At 52.1% G+C, this 18,411-nt stretch carries 22 protein-coding genes; 9 read left to right on the forward strand and 13 right to left on the reverse strand.

Going from position 1 to position 18,411, the window contains the following annotated elements; all coding sequences use genetic code 11:
* Window positions 1-25 precede the first annotated feature (25 nt).
* Both ACO7SM_RS14360 and ACO7SM_RS14365 read left to right on the forward strand, forming a co-directional pair.
* A complete protein-coding gene (locus ACO7SM_RS14360; RefSeq protein ID WP_490468104.1) occupies window positions 26-1,603 on the forward strand; it encodes an ExeA family protein in 1,578 nt (525 codons plus the stop codon).
* Window positions 1,603-2,241: a hypothetical protein gene (locus ACO7SM_RS14365; protein WP_490468105.1), complete on the forward strand. Its 639-nt coding sequence runs from the start codon at window positions 1,603-1,605 to the stop codon at window positions 2,239-2,241. The genes ACO7SM_RS14360 and ACO7SM_RS14365 overlap by 1 nt, the downstream gene beginning before the upstream one ends.
* Here the strand turns inward: ACO7SM_RS14365 and ACO7SM_RS14370 are convergent, their stop codons facing one another.
* From ACO7SM_RS14370 to ACO7SM_RS14380, 3 genes are all read right to left on the reverse strand, one after another.
* Window positions 2,242-2,865 (reverse strand): helix-turn-helix domain-containing protein, encoded by a 624-nt coding sequence (locus ACO7SM_RS14370; protein WP_490468106.1) that lies wholly within the window; start codon window positions 2,863-2,865, stop codon window positions 2,242-2,244. It lies immediately after the preceding gene.
* Window positions 2,866-3,138: 273 nt separating this feature from the next.
* Window positions 3,139-3,969, reverse strand: coding sequence for an N-acetylmuramoyl-L-alanine amidase (locus ACO7SM_RS14375; protein ID WP_490468107.1), 831 nt, complete (start codon window positions 3,967-3,969; stop codon window positions 3,139-3,141).
* Window positions 3,966-4,289: a heavy metal-binding domain-containing protein gene (locus ACO7SM_RS14380; RefSeq protein ID WP_135321344.1), complete on the reverse strand. Its 324-nt coding sequence runs from the start codon at window positions 4,287-4,289 to the stop codon at window positions 3,966-3,968. The genes ACO7SM_RS14375 and ACO7SM_RS14380 overlap by 4 nt, the downstream gene beginning before the upstream one ends.
* Window positions 4,290-4,416: 127 nt before the next feature.
* Between ACO7SM_RS14380 and ACO7SM_RS14385 the strand changes: the two genes are divergently transcribed.
* The 6 genes from ACO7SM_RS14385 (at window position 4,417) to artJ (ending at window position 9,020) form a co-directional block, all read left to right on the forward strand.
* Window positions 4,417-4,935 (forward strand): lipoprotein, encoded by a 519-nt coding sequence (locus tag ACO7SM_RS14385; protein ID WP_490468108.1) that lies wholly within the window; start codon window positions 4,417-4,419, stop codon window positions 4,933-4,935.
* A 306-nt stretch (window positions 4,936-5,241) separates the two neighbouring features.
* On the forward strand, window positions 5,242-5,970 hold the full coding sequence (gene artP / locus ACO7SM_RS14390; protein ID WP_192611727.1) for an arginine ABC transporter ATP-binding protein ArtP: 729 nt from the start codon (window positions 5,242-5,244) through the stop codon (window positions 5,968-5,970).
* Between the two features lie 17 nt (window positions 5,971-5,987).
* Complete coding sequence (gene artI / locus ACO7SM_RS14395; RefSeq protein WP_192611726.1) at window positions 5,988-6,719, forward strand: arginine ABC transporter substrate-binding protein ArtI; 732 nt, start codon at window positions 5,988-5,990, stop codon at window positions 6,717-6,719.
* A 6-nt stretch (window positions 6,720-6,725) separates the two neighbouring features.
* Window positions 6,726-7,442, forward strand: a complete 717-nt coding sequence (gene artQ, locus ACO7SM_RS14400; protein ID WP_490468109.1) for an arginine ABC transporter permease ArtQ — start codon at window positions 6,726-6,728, stop codon at window positions 7,440-7,442.
* A complete protein-coding gene (gene artM, locus ACO7SM_RS14405; protein ID WP_192611724.1) occupies window positions 7,442-8,110 on the forward strand; it encodes an arginine ABC transporter permease ArtM in 669 nt (222 codons plus the stop codon). Before artQ ends, artM begins: the two co-directional genes overlap by 1 nt.
* Window positions 8,111-8,288: 178 nt before the next feature.
* Complete coding sequence (gene artJ / locus ACO7SM_RS14410; RefSeq protein ID WP_192611723.1) at window positions 8,289-9,020, forward strand: arginine ABC transporter substrate-binding protein ArtJ; 732 nt, start codon at window positions 8,289-8,291, stop codon at window positions 9,018-9,020.
* 156 nt (window positions 9,021-9,176) lie between these two features.
* Here the strand turns inward: artJ and rlmC are convergent, their stop codons facing one another.
* From rlmC to ACO7SM_RS14460, 10 genes are all read right to left on the reverse strand, one after another.
* The gene (rlmC, locus tag ACO7SM_RS14415) at window positions 9,177-10,307 is read right to left on the reverse strand and encodes a 23S rRNA (uracil(747)-C(5))-methyltransferase RlmC (RefSeq protein WP_490468110.1); all 1,131 of its coding nucleotides are present in this window, start codon (window positions 10,305-10,307) and stop codon (window positions 9,177-9,179) included.
* Window positions 10,308-10,346: 39 nt separating this feature from the next.
* Window positions 10,347-10,844, reverse strand: coding sequence for a YbjO family protein (locus ACO7SM_RS14420; protein ID WP_490470955.1), 498 nt, complete (start codon window positions 10,842-10,844; stop codon window positions 10,347-10,349).
* Between the two features lie 50 nt (window positions 10,845-10,894).
* Complete coding sequence (potI, locus tag ACO7SM_RS14425) at window positions 10,895-11,740, reverse strand: putrescine ABC transporter permease PotI (RefSeq protein ID WP_203358328.1); 846 nt, start codon at window positions 11,738-11,740, stop codon at window positions 10,895-10,897.
* A complete protein-coding gene (gene potH, locus ACO7SM_RS14430; protein WP_490468111.1) occupies window positions 11,737-12,690 on the reverse strand; it encodes a putrescine ABC transporter permease PotH in 954 nt (317 codons plus the stop codon). The genes potI and potH overlap by 4 nt, the downstream gene beginning before the upstream one ends.
* Before the next feature lie 9 nt (window positions 12,691-12,699).
* Window positions 12,700-13,833, reverse strand: a complete 1,134-nt coding sequence (gene potG / locus ACO7SM_RS14435; RefSeq protein WP_490468112.1) for a putrescine ABC transporter ATP-binding subunit PotG — start codon at window positions 13,831-13,833, stop codon at window positions 12,700-12,702.
* Between the two features lie 149 nt (window positions 13,834-13,982).
* A complete protein-coding gene (gene potF, locus ACO7SM_RS14440) occupies window positions 13,983-15,095 on the reverse strand; it encodes a spermidine/putrescine ABC transporter substrate-binding protein PotF (RefSeq protein ID WP_490468113.1) in 1,113 nt (370 codons plus the stop codon).
* Between the two features lie 352 nt (window positions 15,096-15,447).
* Window positions 15,448-15,924: a type III secretion system chaperone family protein gene (locus ACO7SM_RS14445; protein WP_276292267.1), complete on the reverse strand. Its 477-nt coding sequence runs from the start codon at window positions 15,922-15,924 to the stop codon at window positions 15,448-15,450.
* Window positions 15,925-16,014: 90 nt separating this feature from the next.
* The gene (gene rimK, locus ACO7SM_RS14450; protein ID WP_490468114.1) at window positions 16,015-16,917 is read right to left on the reverse strand and encodes a 30S ribosomal protein S6--L-glutamate ligase; all 903 of its coding nucleotides are present in this window, start codon (window positions 16,915-16,917) and stop codon (window positions 16,015-16,017) included.
* Between the two features lie 59 nt (window positions 16,918-16,976).
* Window positions 16,977-17,699 carry a nitroreductase NfsA gene (gene nfsA / locus ACO7SM_RS14455; RefSeq protein ID WP_490468115.1) on the reverse strand — a complete coding sequence of 241 codons (723 nt, stop codon included), beginning with the start codon at window positions 17,697-17,699 and terminating at the stop codon, window positions 16,977-16,979.
* On the reverse strand, window positions 17,683-17,973 hold the full coding sequence (locus tag ACO7SM_RS14460; protein ID WP_192611715.1) for a YbjC family protein: 291 nt from the start codon (window positions 17,971-17,973) through the stop codon (window positions 17,683-17,685). Before ACO7SM_RS14460 ends, nfsA begins: the two co-directional genes overlap by 17 nt.
* Window positions 17,974-18,146: 173 nt before the next feature.
* Here ACO7SM_RS14460 and ACO7SM_RS14465 point away from each other — a divergent pair, with 173 nt between their 5' ends.
* A complete protein-coding gene (locus ACO7SM_RS14465) occupies window positions 18,147-18,410 on the forward strand; it encodes a GrxA family glutaredoxin (protein ID WP_162379633.1) in 264 nt (87 codons plus the stop codon).
* Window position 18,411: the final 1 nt, after the last annotated feature.

The raw sequence follows: 18,411 nt of genomic DNA on the forward strand, positions 1-18,411 counted from the left end.
TCATGCAAAGAGACGGTCAGTCGTTATGTATCAAAGTCATTTTAATTTTAATAACCCGCCCTTCAGGAAAATCACCCGTACCTCGGGTGATTTTTTTGTGCCGTATCATCAGGACATCTTTAACCTGTTGAAGGAGAAAACCCAACAGGCGGGAATTACTGGACTCTTTTGTAACGACGCCGTCCTGCTGTGCCAGTACAGCGATGCGCTGAAAAGTGCCAGTCACAACGTCCTTTCTGTTAATGCTTTCCCGAAATTGAGTGCCAGTAGCCTGCTGTACAAGCTCAATCCAGGGAGCAAAGAGAGTAAAACCCGCCTTCATGCGGTGGACGCCGTGCTGCACCAGTGGCGGGAAGAATCCGCTTCCCGCAAAGCGAAAAACAAAGTACTGGTGATTTCACACATCGAAGCCATGAAAGATAATTGCCGCGATGTGCTGGGAATGTTACTGACCCGGGCACAGGAACTTGAGTTTCCGTTGTCGATTGTGCTGATGGGCAGTGCCGATCAGGAAACGGTTCTGATGCGCCACTCCGGGCTCCAGGGGTATGTTCATACCCACCATGTGATTCGTTCTTTGACCTGCCGTGAAATGCTGAATTATGTGCAAGCGCAATGTGAAGAGCAGGGTTGTGAAACCTCACCGTTAGCCCCCGCCCGCGTACGCAAAATGCATGCGCTGACGAAAGGTCACGTGAGTCAATTCAATGAACTGGCGCACCTGGCGATGCTGGCGGCATGGACAGAACGCGCCGCTACGGTGGGGCCGCGTCATTTACGCCTGGCGGCGGGCGAGATCCTGCCCGCCAAAGCCCGCGGTAAGCGCCTGGCGACCGTCGGATTATTTGCTTCCGTCTTGTTCGCCGCCTGCGGCTGGTATCTGACGTCCTCAATCAGCGCCAGGCTGCCGATTCAACTGCCGGTTCCGGTAAGCTGGAAACAGCCATTGCCGAAAACGCAGGCGCCGGTGGTGCCTGTTATCGATAACGACATGGTCAATCAGCCCAATGCGATGCATCAGTTGTATGTCATGTGGGGTTACGACGCGTCGGTGGAAGATGCCCAGTGTCAGAACGCTGCGAAGGTCAATTTGACGTGTAAACAGGGGAATGCGCCGCTGGAGACGCTGGCGCACGAAGGGTATCCGTGGGTCAGTGAAATGAAAACCGGGAACCACCTTAACTACGCCGTGGTTGCGCGTGTCGGCAACGACTCACTGGATCTGCTGATGAATAACCGCACATGGCAAGTCAGCCGTAACTGGTATAACCAGCACGCGACCGGAAATTACACGCAACTGCACCGTCTGACGCCGGAAGGTAAAGACGCCATCAGCACGGCCAGCGACAGTAAAGATATGGCCTGGCTCGATCAGCAACTGAGTATCGCGCTCGCCCATCCCGAAACGCACTCGCAGAACTGGACGGCAGAAATGATGAAACGCACCCGCGAGTTCCAGCAGAAAATGAATCTGCATGTGGATGGCATCCCTGGCGAAGAGACGCTGATGCAATTAATGCGCGAAAACAACACCACGCCGAGCGTACTGATCCAGGCCTCGCAGAGCGCAACGGATGCGGCAACACAAGAGAAGAATTCCTGATGTCTACAATATGTCTCGCCGCACAGCGCAGCTACGTTACCGGGGAAGCGGTCTGGTTTTCCAGGCGTTTCCCCAGCCTGAAAAAAATGGCCGCGACAACCGTTTTATGGCTACTGGGTCTTGCCGCCATGCTGGTTGCCGGGGTGTACGCGCATATTTACTGGAACCTGCGACATCCTGCGCCTGACCCGGTTAAAGTCAGCACCGTCAAACCGGAAACGCAACTTTCAGATATGCATTATGTGTATGTGAGTAAACCATTCCCTCATCCGCAACCTAAACCTGTGCCGGTACATGAAGAGGTTCCCGCGCTGCAGGATATGCCAATGACTCGCGATGACGCTGACTGGCAACAGGCTCCGGACGGAAATATTCCGCACGATACCTCGCACGATATATTGCCGGGAACCGAAGCGCATGCTGAAACTCCCGCCAGCACGAATGCCCGCGAGAGTGATGACGATACATCATTAACAGAACTGTTTAAGCAGGCATTGAAAGAGCAGCAGCAGGATTATGCGCATGGGAAAATTCCCGCGCCGCCGGTTGACGAAACGCAGGATAATTCGCAGGTGACTTCGCGACAATATGTAAATGGCCAATCGCCACTGAGCGTAAAAGGCGATCGGCTGGAATAATCAGTATTTTTCAGGCAAGGCTGTAAGATTACGAAGTCGTCCATTTTCCACGACGATATAATTGCCTTTTTTCAGATCGGAAAGGATTTTAATAATGGTGCTGCGTGCCAGGTTAGTGTATTCCTGAATATAGTCATAGACGTTGATATCACGTTGATGATGAATAATCAGTTCATGAATTTCTAATAAAAATTCACGCACCACAGCATAAGCGCTGCGAGCGACCAGAACATCATCACGCTTACTCATAATACAAATATACCATGAGAGTACTTTGGTGAGTTCTTTCCATAAGTTTTTTTCCGTCATCAGACGGATGAACGCCTCTTTTTCAATGGAGCGTACGACGGTGTTACTGCGAACAAGGCCGTACATATGAGGAGAGTTATAGAACATAGCGGAGAGGCCAAAAATATACTGTCCTGCGACGGTAAACATACACAACTCATCTGAGTCGCGACGAAATTCCACTTCGCCGCTGACGATGATGTGAATACAGTCAGAATCAGAGGTCGTGATTTTTTGCCATTTTTTTAACGTTTTTTCTTCGCAACCAGAGGTGGCAGAAATAATGGCTTCCATTTCATGTTGAGGGCGCAGTTTTTTACCATAATTACTTAACATTGTTATACCCGCTTGAGATGATTAATTATTAAAGGCGAATGAATTCAGCCGCGAAGACTTACCGACAATCCTTTGAAATGAGAAATTACATTACGGCGAGAACGCGTCTCTGTTTGTCTATTTTATTTTCATCATTACATCGTACATTCTGTGTCAAGCATTTGTGCGAGTAATTTGAATGAGACAATTATAACTAGGATGAATTGATGTGACAGGATTTGTGAGTCCAATTAGAGACTCAATAATTTTTGCCTCAGACACACAGAGGAAGAATCACCCCTGCCCGTACTTTTCCAGTAGCGCTTCGGCAATCGCCTGCGTTTCTGCATCCGCCACGCCGTTCCATAACGCCGGGCGGAAGTGCATCTGGAACGCCATAATCACCCGCTTCTGTTCGCGCGGCGTCATCGTGGGTTTCACCTCATAGCCGTAGCGCGCCAGGAGATCCAGCAGTACGGCGGGCTCCACGGGGTCGTGCGGCGCCCGCCCGGCCAGATAAAACGTCACCCGCGCGGCGTCTGGCCACGCGCCAATGCCCTGTGCCGCCAGCTCCCGCCACGGAAAGAGCGGCCCCGGATCGTCCTTGCGCTGCGGGGCGATATCCGCATGCGCCACCACATTCTGCGGTTTAATGTCATAACGGGCGACTATCTCTTTCGCAAGCGGGATCAACGCCTGGATCTGCGCAGGCTCAAAGGGAGCGAAATATTTTGTCCCCGCCGACTGTTGCCATCCGCGATTCTCAAGTTCAATGCCGATTGAAGTGTCATTGATACGCGTGGCGCCTCGCCAGTAGCTGATCCCCGCATGCCAGGCCAGATCGTGCTCAGGTACAAGCTGCCAGATCCGCGGTTTGCCGCCATAAAGCGGAGGGACGGCAGGGACAAGGTAGTGCGAGCTGACGTTTTTATCCGTCAGCGTCGCCAGGGAAGAGTCAAAATCATCCGCGGTGTAATGGATGACCAGCACTTTGATACGCGGATACGCCGCCTGCGCCTGCCGACGGGTATCCAGTTGATAACCGGCTTTATCGACGATACCTTTCTCACCCGCACATCCCGCTAATAGCAGCGTGAGCGCGATGAGCCACAACACACGTCTCATCGGCGCGTTTTCACTGCCGTACCACTGACGCTCACCATCAGCATACTGCTGTCTTTGCCGACGGTTTCGTAATCGATGTCGATGCCAACCACCGCATCTGCGCCCAGGGCTTTCGCCTGTTCGCCCAGTTCCTGGAAGGCGATTTCACGCGCTTTACGCAACTCTTTTTCATAGGCACCGGAACGGCCACCGACGATATCGCGAATGCCGGCAAAGAAATCGCGGAAAATATTAGCGCCGAGAATCGCCTCTCCGGTCACTACACCGCAATATTCCACGATGTTCTGCCCTTCCAGCGTTGGGGTAGTCGAAAACTGCATGTTGTTCTCCTTATTTGCCTAAGCACTCGATCTCAAAAGCATTATCGAACCGATACGCTATCATTGAAAAGATATTATTCATTATCGTAGACAGCTTTTATGCAGAAAGCTTAATAAGGAAATCACTATGCGCTACCGCAAACTCTCCCTGCTTGTTCCCTGTGCGCTGCTTCTCAGCGCCTGTACAACGACCGTAACCCCCGCATACAAGGACAATGGTTCACGTAGCGGCTCCTGCGTAGAAGGCGGCCCGGACAGCGTGGCTCAACAGTTTTATGATTACCGCATCCAGCACCGTAACAATGACATTACCGCCCTTCGCCCTTACCTGAGCGATAATCTGGCGAAATTACTGACCGATGCCAGCCGCGATCAAAATCACAGCCAGTTGATGGGCAGCGATCCGTTCTCAAGCCGCTCTGCGCTGCCGGATAGCGCCAGCGTTGCCAGTGCATCGACCATTCCGAATAGTGATGCACGTAATATTCCGCTGCGCGTAGAGCAAAAACAGGGGACGCAAAGCTGGCGTGATGAAGTATTGATGATTAATGAAGGCCAGTGCTGGGTGATTGACGATGTGCGCTATGTGGGCGGCAGCGTTGATGCGCCAGCCGGTACCTTACGTCAGTCGATCGAGAACCGCTAACCCCCGGCTTGCCGGATAAAGCGTTGTAAACTGTAGCGCCATCCGGCAGCCTGGCGGCATGATAGCCAGAGGGCATTCTGCTTATTCTCTCACAGGCTTAAATCATAACCCCCATAAATTGTCTGGCATTCTGCATAGAATGCCGACAATTATTCTTGCCGGCCACCGGCTCCGCTATTTTGTGCTATGTTTAGTTATGAATGCGGTTTGCATTTAACTTTTAACGCATAAATATTGCATAACTATTCTGTCAAAGGTAGTATCTGCGGCTTCAATAGCTATCAGACTGCCAGTATACGAGTGTCAATGAGTATTCAATTAAACGGCATTAACTGCTTCTACGGCGCGCATCAGGCGCTGTTCGATATCACGCTGGATTGCCCTCAGGGCGAAACACTGGTGTTACTTGGCCCAAGCGGGGCGGGTAAAAGCTCGCTACTGCGCGTACTCAATCTGCTTGAGATGCCGCGTTCCGGCACGCTCACCATCGCAGGTAACCATTTCGATTTCACGAAATCGCCTTCCGATAAGGCAATTCGTGAGCTGCGCCAGAACGTGGGCATGGTCTTTCAGCAATACAATCTGTGGCCCCATCTCACGGTACAACAAAATCTGATTGAAGCACCCTGCCGCGTACTGGGTTTGAGTAAAGACCAGGCGCTGGCGCGCGCGGAAAAACTGCTGGAACGTCTGCGTCTGAAGCCGTACAGCGATCGTTACCCGTTGCACCTTTCCGGCGGTCAGCAACAGCGTGTGGCCATTGCGCGCGCGCTGATGATGGAACCCCAGATCCTGTTGTTTGATGAACCGACAGCCGCGCTGGATCCGGAAATCACCGCCCAAATCGTCAGTATCATTCGTGAACTGGCAGAAACCAACATTACCCAAGTGATCGTCACTCACGAAGTGGAAGTGGCGCGTAAAACCGCCAGCCGCGTGGTGTATATGGAAAACGGTCACATCGTAGAGCTTGGGGATGCGAGCTGCTTTGCAGATCCGCAGACCGATGCATTTAAAAACTATCTCTCTCACTAAGTTTCGGGACAATGACAATGAAAAAAGTTCTGATTGCCGCGCTAATTGCCAGTTTTAGCCTTTCTGCTACCGCAGCCCAGACTATCCGTTTCGCTACTGAAGCGTCGTATCCTCCGTTTGAATCCATGGACGCTAACAACAAGATCGTTGGTTTTGACGTTGATCTGGCGAATGCGCTGTGTAAAGAGATTGATGCGACCTGTACATTCACTAACCAGGCGTTTGACAGCCTGATCCCAAGCCTCAAATTCCGTCGTTTCGATGCGGTCATGGCAGGGATGGATATCACGCCGGAGCGTGAAAAACAGGTACTGTTCACCACCCCGTACTACGACAACTCCGCGCTGTTCATTGGTCAGCAGGGTAAATTCACCGGCGTTGACCAGTTGAAAGGCAAAAAAGTCGGTGTACAAAACGGCACCACGCACCAGAAATTCATCATGGATAAGCATCCGGAAATCACGACCGTTCCGTACGACAGCTACCAGAATGCCAAACTGGATCTGCAAAACGGCCGTATTGATGGCGTCTTTGGCGATACCGCCGTGGTGACTGAATGGCTGAAAGACAATCCGAAGCTGGCGCCGGTGGGCGATAAAGTCACCGATAAAGATTACTTCGGCACCGGTCTGGGCATTGCTGTCCGTCAGGGCAACAGCGAGCTGCAGCAGAAATTCAACACTGCGCTGGAAAAAGTGAAGAAAGATGGGACGTACGAAACCATCTATAACAAATGGTTCCAGAAGTAATCCTTGATGAATGAATTTTTTCCTTTAGCAAGCGCCGCCGGGATGACCGTCGGCCTTGCCGTTTGCGCACTGATCATTGGCCTGGCGCTCGCCATGCTCTTTGCAGTCTGGGAGTCAGCAAAATGGCGTCCGGTTGCATGGGCAGGTTCGGCGCTGGTCACGATTCTGCGCGGACTGCCAGAAATTCTGGTCGTGCTGTTTATCTATTTCGGCTCCTCTCAGCTTCTGTTGATGCTGTCGGACGGATTCACGATTAACCTCGGCGTTGTGCAGATCCCGCTGCAAATGCAGATCGAAAACTTCGACGTCAGTCCGTTTCTGTGCGGTGTGATTGCCCTGTCGCTGCTGTATGCGGCCTATGCCTCGCAGACTCTGCGTGGAGCATTGAAAGCCGTTCCGCTCGGGCAATGGGAATCGGGTCAGGCGTTGGGTCTGTCAAAAGCGGCGATTTTCTTTCGTCTGGTGATGCCGCAAATGTGGCGCCATGCTCTGCCGGGACTGGGTAACCAGTGGCTGGTTCTGCTGAAAGATACGGCTTTAGTCAGTCTTATCAGCGTCAACGACCTGATGCTGCAAACGAAAAGCATCGCCACCCGAACCCAGGAACCTTTCACATGGTACATCGTGGCGGCGGCTATCTATCTGATCATCACCCTCGTCAGTCAGTACATTCTCAAACGCATTGACCTGCGCGCGACACGTTTTGAACGGAGACCGGGCTGATGCTTGAGTATTTACCTGAATTGATGAAAGGGCTGCATACCAGCCTGACGTTGACCGTGGCGTCGATCGTGGTTGCGCTGATTCTGGCGCTGGTTTTCACCATCATCCTGACGCTGAAAACGCCCGTGCTGGTCTGGGTGGTTCGCGCCTATATCACGCTGTTTACCGGAACACCGCTGCTGGTGCAGATCTTCCTGATCTACTACGGCCCCGGACAGTTCCCGTCGCTGCAGGAGTATCCGGTTCTGTGGCATCTGCTCTCGGAGCCGTGGCTGTGCGCGTTAATTGCGTTATCCCTGAACAGCGCCGCGTATACCACGCAGTTGTTCTATGGTGCTATCCGCGCCATTCCAGAGGGCCAATGGCAGTCCTGCGGCGCGCTGGGGATGAGCAAAAAAGACACGCTGGCGATTCTGTTGCCCTACGCCTTTAAACGCGCCCTCTCCTCTTACTCTAACGAAGTGGTACTGGTCTTCAAAAGTACCTCGCTGGCGTACACCATTACGCTGATGGAAGTGATGGGACATGGTCAGTTGCTGTACGGTCGCACCTACGATGTGATGGTCTTCGGCGCGGCAGGCGTCATTTACCTGATCGTTAACGGCCTGCTGACGCTGCTGATGCGTTTGGTCGAGCGTAAAGCCCTGGCGTTTGAGCGTAGAAATTAAACCGTAAACTGCATAACGGTGAATCAACAAGACGGACAAGCCTCACAATTGTCCGTCTTTTTTTATCCATGAAAAAATAATTAATCGTTTTTATTGCATATAAATTCATTAAATGGCATTGTGAATTCGTACCGCAGACACGGTAAAAATCATAAGATTGACAGACGGGAGTTTCACAATGAAAAAGTTAGTTCTGGCTGCATTACTCGCAACGTTTGCAACTGGTGCCGCAGCGGCTGAAAAGATCAATTTTGGCGTTTCCGCCACTTACCCCCCTTTTGAATCGATGGATGCGAACAACAACATTGTCGGTTTTGATATCGATCTGGCGACAGCATTATGCAAACAAATGCAGGCTGAATGTACTTTTACCAATCATGCTTTTGACAGCCTGATCCCCGCCTTAAAATTCAAAAAATATGACGCGGTGATTTCGGGTATGGATATTACGCCGGAACGCAGCAAGCAGGTTTCATTTACCACGCCTTACTACGCCAACTCTGCGCTGGTAATTGCGAAAAAAGAGACCTACAAAACCTTCGCCGACCTGAAAGGTAAGCGTATCGGTATGGAAAACGGCACCACCCACCAGAAGTACCTGCAGGACAAACATCCTGAGGTAAAAACCGTGGCTTATGACAGCTATCAAAATGCGATTATCGATCTGAAGAATGGCCGTATTGATGGCGTATTTGGCGATACCGCCGTGGTGAATGAGTGGCTGAAAACCAACCCACAACTGGGCACTGCCACAGAAAAAGTGACCGATCCGCAATACTTCGGCACCGGTCTTGGCATCGCCGTCCGCCCGGATAACAAAGCCCTGCTGGAAAAACTGAACGGTGCGCTGGCCGCCATTAAAGCCGACGGCACCTATCAGAAAATCAGCGACCAATGGTTCCCGCAGTAAGACCGGAAATGAATAAAGCCGCGATAAGCTAACACCATTAGTTTAAGCCAATGAATTAGGGGAAACACCGGGATTTGGTTCCCGGAGGGACGCCAAACCCGGTGGTCGCCCCGGGTATCCCGGTCTTAAAATAGCGGTGTTACGTGAAAAGCGGCTTTATGATTGTCTGACCAGCAGCGTCAACACTTCATAATGGGCGGTATGCGGGAACATGTCGAAAAGCTGGACGCGTTCAATGCGATAGCCCGGTAATTCACCGATATCTTTCGCCATTGTCTGTGCATTACAACTGGAATAGATAATGTATTCCGGCGCCATCTGGCTTAAATAATCACACAGCGCCTTGCCAATACCGCGACGCGGCGGATTGACCAGCACCAGTTCGGGTACGCCCCCCTGAGTGGTAGCAAATTGGGTTGAGTCCAGCGCCTGAAAATGCAGATTCTGTAATCCTAATTCGCGGGCGGATTGCTTTGCGCAGGCGATGGCCTCCGGGGCGATTTCAATGCCAGTAAGCGTCATCTCCGGTGTCGCGCAGTGCAGACCAAACCCGCCAACGCCACAGAACAGATCCCACATATGATTGACCGGAAGCTGTCGCACCCAGTCACGCGCCGTCGCATATAATTGGCTTGCCACCACGGGGTTAGTCTGGAAAAAACTCTGCGGACGGATCCACAGCGGTACGCCGTTAAAACGTTCCGCCAGCGCCTGTTGCTCAGTCAGGAAGATTTCCGTCTCCCCTTCCATAATAGCCATATGCACAGGCTGAATATTCGCGGTAATGACGTTCAGTTGCGGCAATTGCGCCAGTAGCCACGGCAACGCCGCACGCAATTGCCCGAGTTTAGCCTCTGAACGCAACACAAAACGCAACATCATGCCGCCATCTTGCTGGCTTTGCGTCAGCAGGATGTATTTCAGTTCGCCGCGTTTGCGCGCCACATTGTAGGGCGTCAGACCGGCGCGGGCGATAAACGGTTTCAGCGTCGCAAAAATGGGGGCGAAAGAGGCAGGATACAGCGGGCAATCGCAGAGATCTTCCGGCGTGCCGTCACGATGAAGCATCCCCAGCAGCGGTTTCTCCACGCTGCCGCTGACCACCATTTTCGCCTTATTGCGAAATCCCTGCTCAGGGCCGCTGACAGGCGCACACCACTCGGTGACCGGGCGTTCGGCCAACAAGGTGTGCAGATCGGCTATTTTTGCCGCGAGTTGCTCGCTTATCGGCGCTGTTATCCACTGACAAGAGCGGCAGCGACCTGCGTCATAGAGTGCGCAGTGCATAAGAAAACCTTCAAATTACCAGGGCGGTGATTATACACATTATTGCAGACGGAAGAACCGGCGGCTGGCGGGGGGAATAAACAGCAGCAGCAAAACCAGCATATCGGGCAGTTTTTGCATCACCAGGGTACGCAGGATCTCACGCTTTGACTCGCCTGCAATGCTAAACAGCTCTGGATAGCCGTACCCCAACGAGGCCGCCCACAGATAACCGGTCGCAATGACCTGGGTCAGCAGATAGACCCAGCGGGCCCAGTTGCGCCCTTTGACTAATGAAAACGCGCAGAAAATTTCGACAAATACCAGTACCAGACTCCCCAAAAAGACCAGGGTCAGGTTCCATGTCTGCACGCTGCGATGAATAAATTCAACGATTCCCGGCACGCCAAGCGTGTTAAAAATCATCAGCAAGTCAAGGCCGCGGATCATAATAATGGCGAGCGCCGCCACCTGCACCAAAGCAGGAACATTAAGGCGAGCATGTGATGAGGCTGATTTTTTAAAAAATCCCAACGCGTTCTCTTCCGTGAAAGCAATGCCGCGACAAGCGCGGCAGAGTGTAGCCAGGTGGGCAGATTTTAGTTTCTTCAGCCGCGTCTTGCACGCTGGATATCGCGGATCCGTTGTTTTTCCATACGCGCCATCAGATACCAGGCGATAAATCCGACAATTCCGACCACCCCAAGGATCAGGGTCGCTAAGGCGTTTATTTCCGGGTTAACCCCCATTCGTACACTGGAGAAAACCAGCATCGGTAGGGTCGTCGCACCAGGACCGGAGACAAAGCTGGCGATAACCAGATCGTCAAGCGAGAGCGTGAAGGCCAACAGCCAGCCGGAGATCACCGCAGGCATAATCATTGGCAAGGTGATCACGAAAAACACTTTCAAGGGTGTGGCGCCAAGATCCATCGCCGCCTCTTCAATCGATTGATCCAGTTCGCGCAACCTTGAAGAAATTACCACCGCCACATACGCGGTACAAAAGGTGACGTGCGCCAGCCAGATAGTCAACATGCCACGATCCGCCGGCCAGCCGATTGCGTGTCCCAACGCCACAAACAGCAACAGCAATGACAGCCCGGTAATGACGTCTGGCATCACCAGCGGCGCGGTTATCATAAACGCAAACCCGGTGGAGCCGCGAAAACGGCCAAAGCGAACCATCACCACGGCGGCGATGGTGCCGAGGATCACCGCCATGGTAGCCGCACAGGCGGCAATGGTCAGACTCAGAGCGACCGCGCTCATCATCGCTTCATCGTGGAAAAGCTCGCCGTACCAGCGCGTAGACCAGCCCGCCCAGACCGTCACCAGTTTGGAACTGTTAAAGGAGTAAATAACCAGCATCAACATCGGCGCATACAGGAAGGTAAAGCCGAGCACCAGAATGAAAATTCGCCAGGGCGAACGGACTACCGGTAAGTTGTTCATCCGTGTTCCCCCACGCTTTTTTGCTGATGTTTATGGAACCACATGATCGGGACGATCAGCAGTAACAGCATGATGATGGCCACGGCGGACGCGACCGGCCAGTCACGGTTGTTGAAGAATTCCTGCCATAACACGCGGCCAATCATGATGCTGTCCGGGCCGCCGAGCAATTCAGGGATCACGAACTCCCCAACCGCCGGGATAAAGACCAGCATCGACCCGGCTATAATGCCGCCCTTGGTCAGCGGTACAATGACGCTAAAGAAGGTTTTCAACGGTTTTGCCCCTAAATCCAGCGAAGCCTCCACCAGCGAATAATCAATACGCGTTAGCGCGGTATAAATCGGCAACACCATAAACGGCAGATAGGCATACACAATCCCAATGTACACCGCCAGATTGGTGTGCAGAATCGTCAACGGCTGATCAATAACCCCCAGCCACATCAGGAAGTTATTCAGCACCCCGTTGTTTTTCAGGATCCCCATCCAGGCGTAAACACGAATCAAAAACGAGGTCCATGACGGTAAAATCACCAGCAACAACAGGATGTTGCGCGTCGAAGATTTGCTGTGCGCCACCGCCCACGCCAACGGATACCCCAGCAGTAAACAGCAGAGTGTCGAAATCCCTGCCACCTGCAGTGATTGCAGATACGCGTCAAAATAGAGCGGATCGTCCGTTAATTGTAGGAAGTTCCCCAGATTTAGCGTGACAGACAACTGCCCGTCAGCCCACTCCATCAGATTGGTATACGGCGGAATCGCCCGCGCCATCTCCGACAGACTGATTTTAAAGACAATCAGAAAAGGCAGCAGAAAGAACAGGACAAGCCAGATATAGGGCAGCGCAATAGCCATCTTGCGCCCATGTTTCATTTGCATACGCGACATAAACAGCGTGAAGTTGCTGTGTTTGTTCACGCGTGCCGCAGGTTCAAGTGTACTCATCTTCGCTCCTTAAACCGTCAACACCACGCAGCTATCCGCATCCCAACACAGACGCACTTCATCGCCCCAGGTGGGTAAACCTTTGCGATAGCGGTGTTCATTCTGTAACTGGGCGCTGATCATCTGGCCGCTTTTCAAACGCACATGATAAATGGAGAGATCGCCGAGATAGGCAATATGTACCACTTCACCCACGGCAAAATTGTAGCCATCTGCCGGTGGTGCCTCGCACAGCATGATCTTTTCTGGACGAAGCGCGACATATACCGGCACGTTATCGACAACCGACGCATCGGCATCCACCTTTAAGGGATGTACCAGCCCCGGAGAGTCGATCACCAGCCCATCTTCCTGACGGTCTTTCAGCAAGCCCTCAAAGACATTCACGGAACCGATAAACTCCGCGCTATACCGGGTGGTCGGATGTTCATAGATCTCTTCCGGCTCGCCAATTTGTACGAACTTCCCGCGATTCATGATCGCAATGCGCCCGGCCATGGTCATCGCTTCTTCCTGGTCATGCGTTACCATGACGCAGGTCGCGCCCACTCGTTCAAGGATATCGACCACTTCCAGTTGCATCCGGTCACGCAGTTTTTTATCCAGTGCGCCCATGGGTTCGTCGAGCAGCAGTAACTTCGGACGCTTAGCCAGACTGCGCGCCAGTGCCACGCGCTGACGTTGCCCACCCGAAAGCTGGTGCGGCTTACGTTTGGCAAACTCCTGCATGTGCACCAGCCCCAACATTTCAGTCACGCGCGCGTCAATTTCGCCCTTTGGCAGCTTGTCCTGCTTGAGGCCGAACGCAATGTTCTGCTCCACCGTCATATGTGGAAACAGCGCATAAGACTGAAACATCATATTGATCGGGCGCAGATAAGGCGGGACATGCGCCAAATCAACGCCATCCAGGATGATTTGTCCGGTGGTCGGTTGTTCAAAACCCGCCAGCATACGCAGCAGCGTGGATTTCCCGCAGCCCGATGCGCCAAGTAATGCAAATATTTCGCCTTTATAGATAGTGAGATTGACGTCATCCACAGCATTCTGACCGTCATATGACTTGGTCAGATTGCGGATTTCAAGAAGCGGCGTTAGCGCTTTACGGATTTTCGCCTGCGGGCGGGGGATTGACTCATTCACGGGGTGCTCTCCGGCATAAAACAAAAAAACAGTGCAAATTACGCACCATCACGGTGCGCATTGCCGGGTAGCGTGCGAGTTACCCGCCCCACAAAACCCACTGTTCTGCAGGACGGGTACGCGCGTTACCGGGCAATAACCTCAAACGCTTATTTACCGCTCTTCACCTTGGTCCAGGCACGTGTACGAACACGGTCGATCTTCGGATCCTGAACTTTCAGCGTGAACATTTTTGCGCGTACATCCGCTGGCGGATAAATGCCCGGGTTATCACGGACTTCCGGGCTGACCAACGTCGTCGCTTCTTTGTTAGCGTTAGCGTAGAACACATGATCGGAAATGTGAGCAATCACATCCGGGCGCAACAGATAGTTGAGGAACTGATAAGCCTCCTCTTTATTCTTCGCGTCAGCAGGCATCGCAAAGACGTCAAAGAACGCCATCGCCCCCTCTTTCGGGATTGAATAGGAAATATTTACGCCGTTTTTAGCTTCTTTTGCACGGTTAGCGGCCTGCCAGACATCCCCAGCCCAGCCAATTGCCACGCAAATGTCGCCATTGGCCAGATCGTTGATGTATTGCGAGGAATGGAAGTAGCGAATATTGGGACGCAGCTTCAGCAACAGCTCGGTTGCCGGGCCGGTATAATCATCTGCTTTCGTACTGTTCGGATCTTTACCCAGATAGTTCAGCACCGTCGAAAACACCTCTTCAGGCGCATCCAGGAAAGAAACACCACAGCTTTTCAGCTTCTCGAGATTTTCAGGTTTAAAAATCAGATCCCAGCTATCCACCGGGGCATCTTCCCCCAGCACCGCTTTCACTTTATCGACGTTGTAGCCAATGCCGGTCGTCGCCCACATATACGGCATCGCAAATTTATTGCCCGGATCATGCTTGGCAACCAGCTTCAATAATTCAGGATCGAGGTTTTTCCAGTCAGGAAGTTTGCTTTTATCCAGAGGTTGAAACACACCCGCCGTTAACTGACGTTCCATAAAACTCGCGGATGGCACCACCAGATCAAAACCGGTACTCCCGGCCATCAACTTACCTTCAAGGACTTCATTGGAGTCAAACACGTCATAGATAACTTTAATGCCTGTCTCTTTTTCAAAATTAGCCACCGTATCCGGGGCGATATAATCAGACCAGTTATAGATATGAAGGGTTTTTTGTTCAGCAGCGAGCGTGCCGACAGAGACGGCCATCAAAGCGCCCGCAACCAGACCCGATAGCCATTTTTTATTTAAGGCGGTCATAATCTCTTTCCTTATGAAAATCCGTTAACAAACGAATCAATATTGTCACATTCTAAGATATGCAAAAAACATGCATATTTTTTCATCCGACACAGGTAAAGAAGAGTCGACTCTCCCCCTGCCGTCATTGCTCGCGATATAAAAGCCTCGCAAGAATAACTTTAGCCAGGGTTTGAGACTATAGCTCAGATTAAAAAACGCCTTTTATCAATTTTTTATGCAGGATTTGTCTATGACGTAAAGCGAAACAGCCGGAAAGGAAGTGAATAATTCTTTAAGAAAAGGTTAAATACAGCATAACACAATGAAAACAGTAGCCGCTTTGGCAGCGGCTGCTTTTTTTTAGAAGGGATCAGTGAAGAAAATGGTTTTCAGCGCCATTTTTTTGCGCGTCTTCCTCAGCGCTGAACAGAAGTTGGTGCGCCCCGGCTTCCAGGATAACCATTGAGATCTGTTCTTCGCTCTGACGAACAAACCACTCGAACTGTTCGTACGTCACCCCCGGCATCACGGATAACGATTGGCAGACCACCAGTTTTGGCAGATTGTCATCCTGCATGTCGAGAAACGCTTTCACGGTTAACGAACTGGCGTTAATCGCGGATAAATCGGCCGCCAGCGGCAACAGCGCGGAAGGTCTGACTTCCGCCATGGCAGAGAACAGCAGCGTGTTATCCACCAAATCAATTTTTGCGTCGTAGATGCCATCGAAGTTCTGCATATGCGGTAAATGCAGCGCCTGACAAGTATCACATTCAAAAAAACTCATGCCCAGGTCGTCGAGCCATTGACGCAACGTATCCAGAGTGGGAACGACCAGTGATGTCATAATAATGTGCTACCTCTTACGATGAAAAAATACCGGGCACAGCTTACGCAAAAAGACCGCGTCATACCACGATCAGGTACAATATTGAGATTAGCCGCCCGTTTTAAGGCAAAATTCGGCTGTCGCGTGACGTTCAATCCACTGGATCATTCGCCCGGCAATATCAACCCCTGTGGTTTTCTCGACGCCTTCCAGGCCTGGCGATGCGTTCACTTCCATCACTAACGGCCCGCGCTCGGCACGCAAAATATCGACACCCGCGACATCCAGCCCCAGCGTTTGCGCAGCCTTAATGGCAATCTCTCGTTCACGTGCCGTAATGTTGGCGATGCTGGCAACGCCGCCACGATGCAGGTTAGAGCGAAAATCGCCCTCTTTTGCCTGTCGTTCGATCGCCGCCACAACCTCATCGCCCACCACCAGACAGCGAATATCGCGACCTTTGGCTTCCGCAATATACTCCTGCACCAGAATATGCGCGTTAAGCCCGCGAAAGGCGTCAACCACGCTCTCTGCCGCCTGACGCGTTTCTGCCAGCACAACGCCAATCCCTTGCGTTCCCTCAACCAGTTTGACCACCAGCGGCGCGCCGCCAACCATCTCGATCAGGTCATGGGTGTCGTCCGGTGAATGGGCGATTCCGGTAATGGGTAAATCAATCCCTTGCCGGGCAAGTAACTGTAACGAACGCAGTTTGTCGCGCGCGCGGGTGATCGCCACGGATTCATTAAGCGGATAGCTGCCGAGCAGCTCAAACTGACGCAGGGACGCCGTGCCGTAAAACGTAATCGCAGAACCAATACGCGGAATGACCGCATCATATTGAGGAAGCTGGCGACCTTTGTAATGAATGGACGAGCCAGCCGGACTGACGTTCATATAGCAGGAAAGGGGATCGAGAATATCAACCAGATGGCCGCGTTTCATCGCCGCCTCTCGCAGGCGTTTACAAGAATAGAGCGTTCCGTCCCGGGACAAAATGGCAATTTTCACCCTGCACCTCTCTGAAAGACCTGGTAAAAGCCTGCGTATCATACACTGGGTTATGGCCTTTAGCGCGTCGCCCAGCCTTGTTTATGTAAATATTCCAGAATGAAAGGTCGGTTTTCTTTAATGATGGTACGCCGAATATGGTCGCTCCAGGTATCGCGGCGCGCGTTGCTGTCTCGCGTCTGATAATAGTGCGCAATCTGCTCGTCATAGTGCGCTAATAAAGAAGCATCCATCGGCTGATACTGATTCTCGTGAACAATCAACCCGGCAGGCAAACGGGGTTTAACCCCAGGATTATCGGCGGGCCAGCCGAGACACAAGCCAAACAGCGGCAGCACGTGTTTTGGCAATTTCAGCATTTCCGTTACCGCCTCAATATTATTACGCAGCCCCCCAATGAACACCCCGCCCAGCCCCAGAGATTCTGCGGCGGTCAGCGCATTTTGCGCCATCATCGCGGTGTCGACCACACCCAGCAATAACTGCTCCGCGAGGCCTAACTGGGCGTCGGGGCAAATCTGTAAATGGCGATTAAAATCCGCGCAAAACACCCAGAACTCGGCGGCCTGCGCCACGTGTTTTTGCCCACCGGTTAAGTTTACCAGCGCTTCACGACGTGTTTTATCGGTAATACGGATGATAGAACTGCACTGCAAAAAGCTGGAGCTCGACGTTCCCTGCGCGGCGGCGATGATCGCCTCACGCTGCGCATCGGAGATCGCTTCATCAGTAAAATGGCGAATAGAACGGTGACCGCACAGTAAATCAATGGTTGGAGTCATGAGGTTTTTCTCTGTCAGAACGGGATGAGGTGTCGGGGGTACGTGTCATCAGTTGCGGAGCGAGTCGTTGCGCGATTCGCCACATCAGCACGACTGCGGCAGGGATCATGAGCAGGACGCCAATAAAGATCATCGCTATTTCAGCCAACGAGGTGTTGAAAGGTGCAGGCAGTGTGAGAGTGTGATTGAGCGATAACAAGGCCAGCGCCAGTATTACCATACCGAAAAACTCCAGTATCAACACACTTTTGGGTAGCGCGCCAATCGTCCGCATATGATGTCTCCCGATGAACGGATGCTCATTGTAAAACTTTCGGATATGACTTGCTTAACAGATATAGCCTAAAGATATCAAAGCAACAGGTGCAACCTGCTTTTAATCATCACCATTTAGCGGCATCATGATGGGATTCGCCGTCAGGCTCAGTAAGTTCGAGGAGAGAAACAATGTTTACCGTAATTTTCGGTCGTCCAGGATGCCCCTATTGCGTACGTGCCAAAGAACTGGCAGAGAAATTAAGCAATGAGCACGACGATTTCAACTACCGTTATATCGATATTCACGCTGAAGGGATCACGAAAGCGGATCTGGAAAAGACGGTCGGTAAACCGGTTGAGACCGTGCCGCAGATTTTTGTCGATCAAAAACACATCGGCGGTTGCACCGATTTTGAAGCGTGGGCAAAAGAGAACGTCAATCTGTTTGCCTGAT

It is taken from the genome of Citrobacter sp. LJND-P06, from assembly GCF_058188415.1.

Bases quoted from the DNA above. Each gene is read 5' to 3' on its own strand.
- ACO7SM_RS14385 (WP_490468108.1), top strand. From the start codon at position 4,417: ATGCGCTACCGCAAACTCTCCCTGCTTGTTCCCTGTGCGCTGCTTCTC.
- ACO7SM_RS14375 (WP_490468107.1), bottom strand. From the start codon at position 3,969: ATGAGACGTGTGTTGTGGCTCATCGCGCTCACGCTGCTATTAGCGGGA.
- potH (WP_490468111.1), bottom strand. From the start codon at position 12,690: ATGAGTACACTTGAACCTGCGGCACGCGTGAACAAACACAGCAACTTC.
- artJ (WP_192611723.1), top strand. From the start codon at position 8,289: ATGAAAAAGTTAGTTCTGGCTGCATTACTCGCAACGTTTGCAACTGGT.
- artQ (WP_490468109.1), top strand. From the start codon at position 6,726: ATGAATGAATTTTTTCCTTTAGCAAGCGCCGCCGGGATGACCGTCGGC.
- potI (WP_203358328.1), bottom strand. From the start codon at position 11,740: ATGAACAACTTACCGGTAGTCCGTTCGCCCTGGCGAATTTTCATTCTG.
- rlmC (WP_490468110.1), bottom strand. From the start codon at position 10,307: ATGCACTGCGCACTCTATGACGCAGGTCGCTGCCGCTCTTGTCAGTGG.
- ACO7SM_RS14380 (WP_135321344.1), bottom strand. From the start codon at position 4,289: ATGCAGTTTTCGACTACCCCAACGCTGGAAGGGCAGAACATCGTGGAA.
- ACO7SM_RS14365 (WP_490468105.1), top strand. From the start codon at position 1,603: ATGTCTACAATATGTCTCGCCGCACAGCGCAGCTACGTTACCGGGGAA.
- ACO7SM_RS14445 (WP_276292267.1), bottom strand. From the start codon at position 15,924: ATGACATCACTGGTCGTTCCCACTCTGGATACGTTGCGTCAATGGCTC.
- artI (WP_192611726.1), top strand. From the start codon at position 5,988: ATGAAAAAAGTTCTGATTGCCGCGCTAATTGCCAGTTTTAGCCTTTCT.
- ACO7SM_RS14370 (WP_490468106.1), bottom strand. From the start codon at position 2,865: ATGTTAAGTAATTATGGTAAAAAACTGCGCCCTCAACATGAAATGGAA.
- potF (WP_490468113.1), bottom strand. From the start codon at position 15,095: ATGACCGCCTTAAATAAAAAATGGCTATCGGGTCTGGTTGCGGGCGCT.
- ACO7SM_RS14465 (WP_162379633.1), top strand. From the start codon at position 18,147: ATGTTTACCGTAATTTTCGGTCGTCCAGGATGCCCCTATTGCGTACGT.
- artM (WP_192611724.1), top strand. From the start codon at position 7,442: ATGCTTGAGTATTTACCTGAATTGATGAAAGGGCTGCATACCAGCCTG.
- artP (WP_192611727.1), top strand. From the start codon at position 5,242: ATGAGTATTCAATTAAACGGCATTAACTGCTTCTACGGCGCGCATCAG.
- nfsA (WP_490468115.1), bottom strand. From the start codon at position 17,699: ATGACTCCAACCATTGATTTACTGTGCGGTCACCGTTCTATTCGCCAT.
- ACO7SM_RS14360 (WP_490468104.1), top strand. From the start codon at position 26: ATGTATCAAAGTCATTTTAATTTTAATAACCCGCCCTTCAGGAAAATC.
- ACO7SM_RS14460 (WP_192611715.1), bottom strand. From the start codon at position 17,973: ATGCGGACGATTGGCGCGCTACCCAAAAGTGTGTTGATACTGGAGTTT.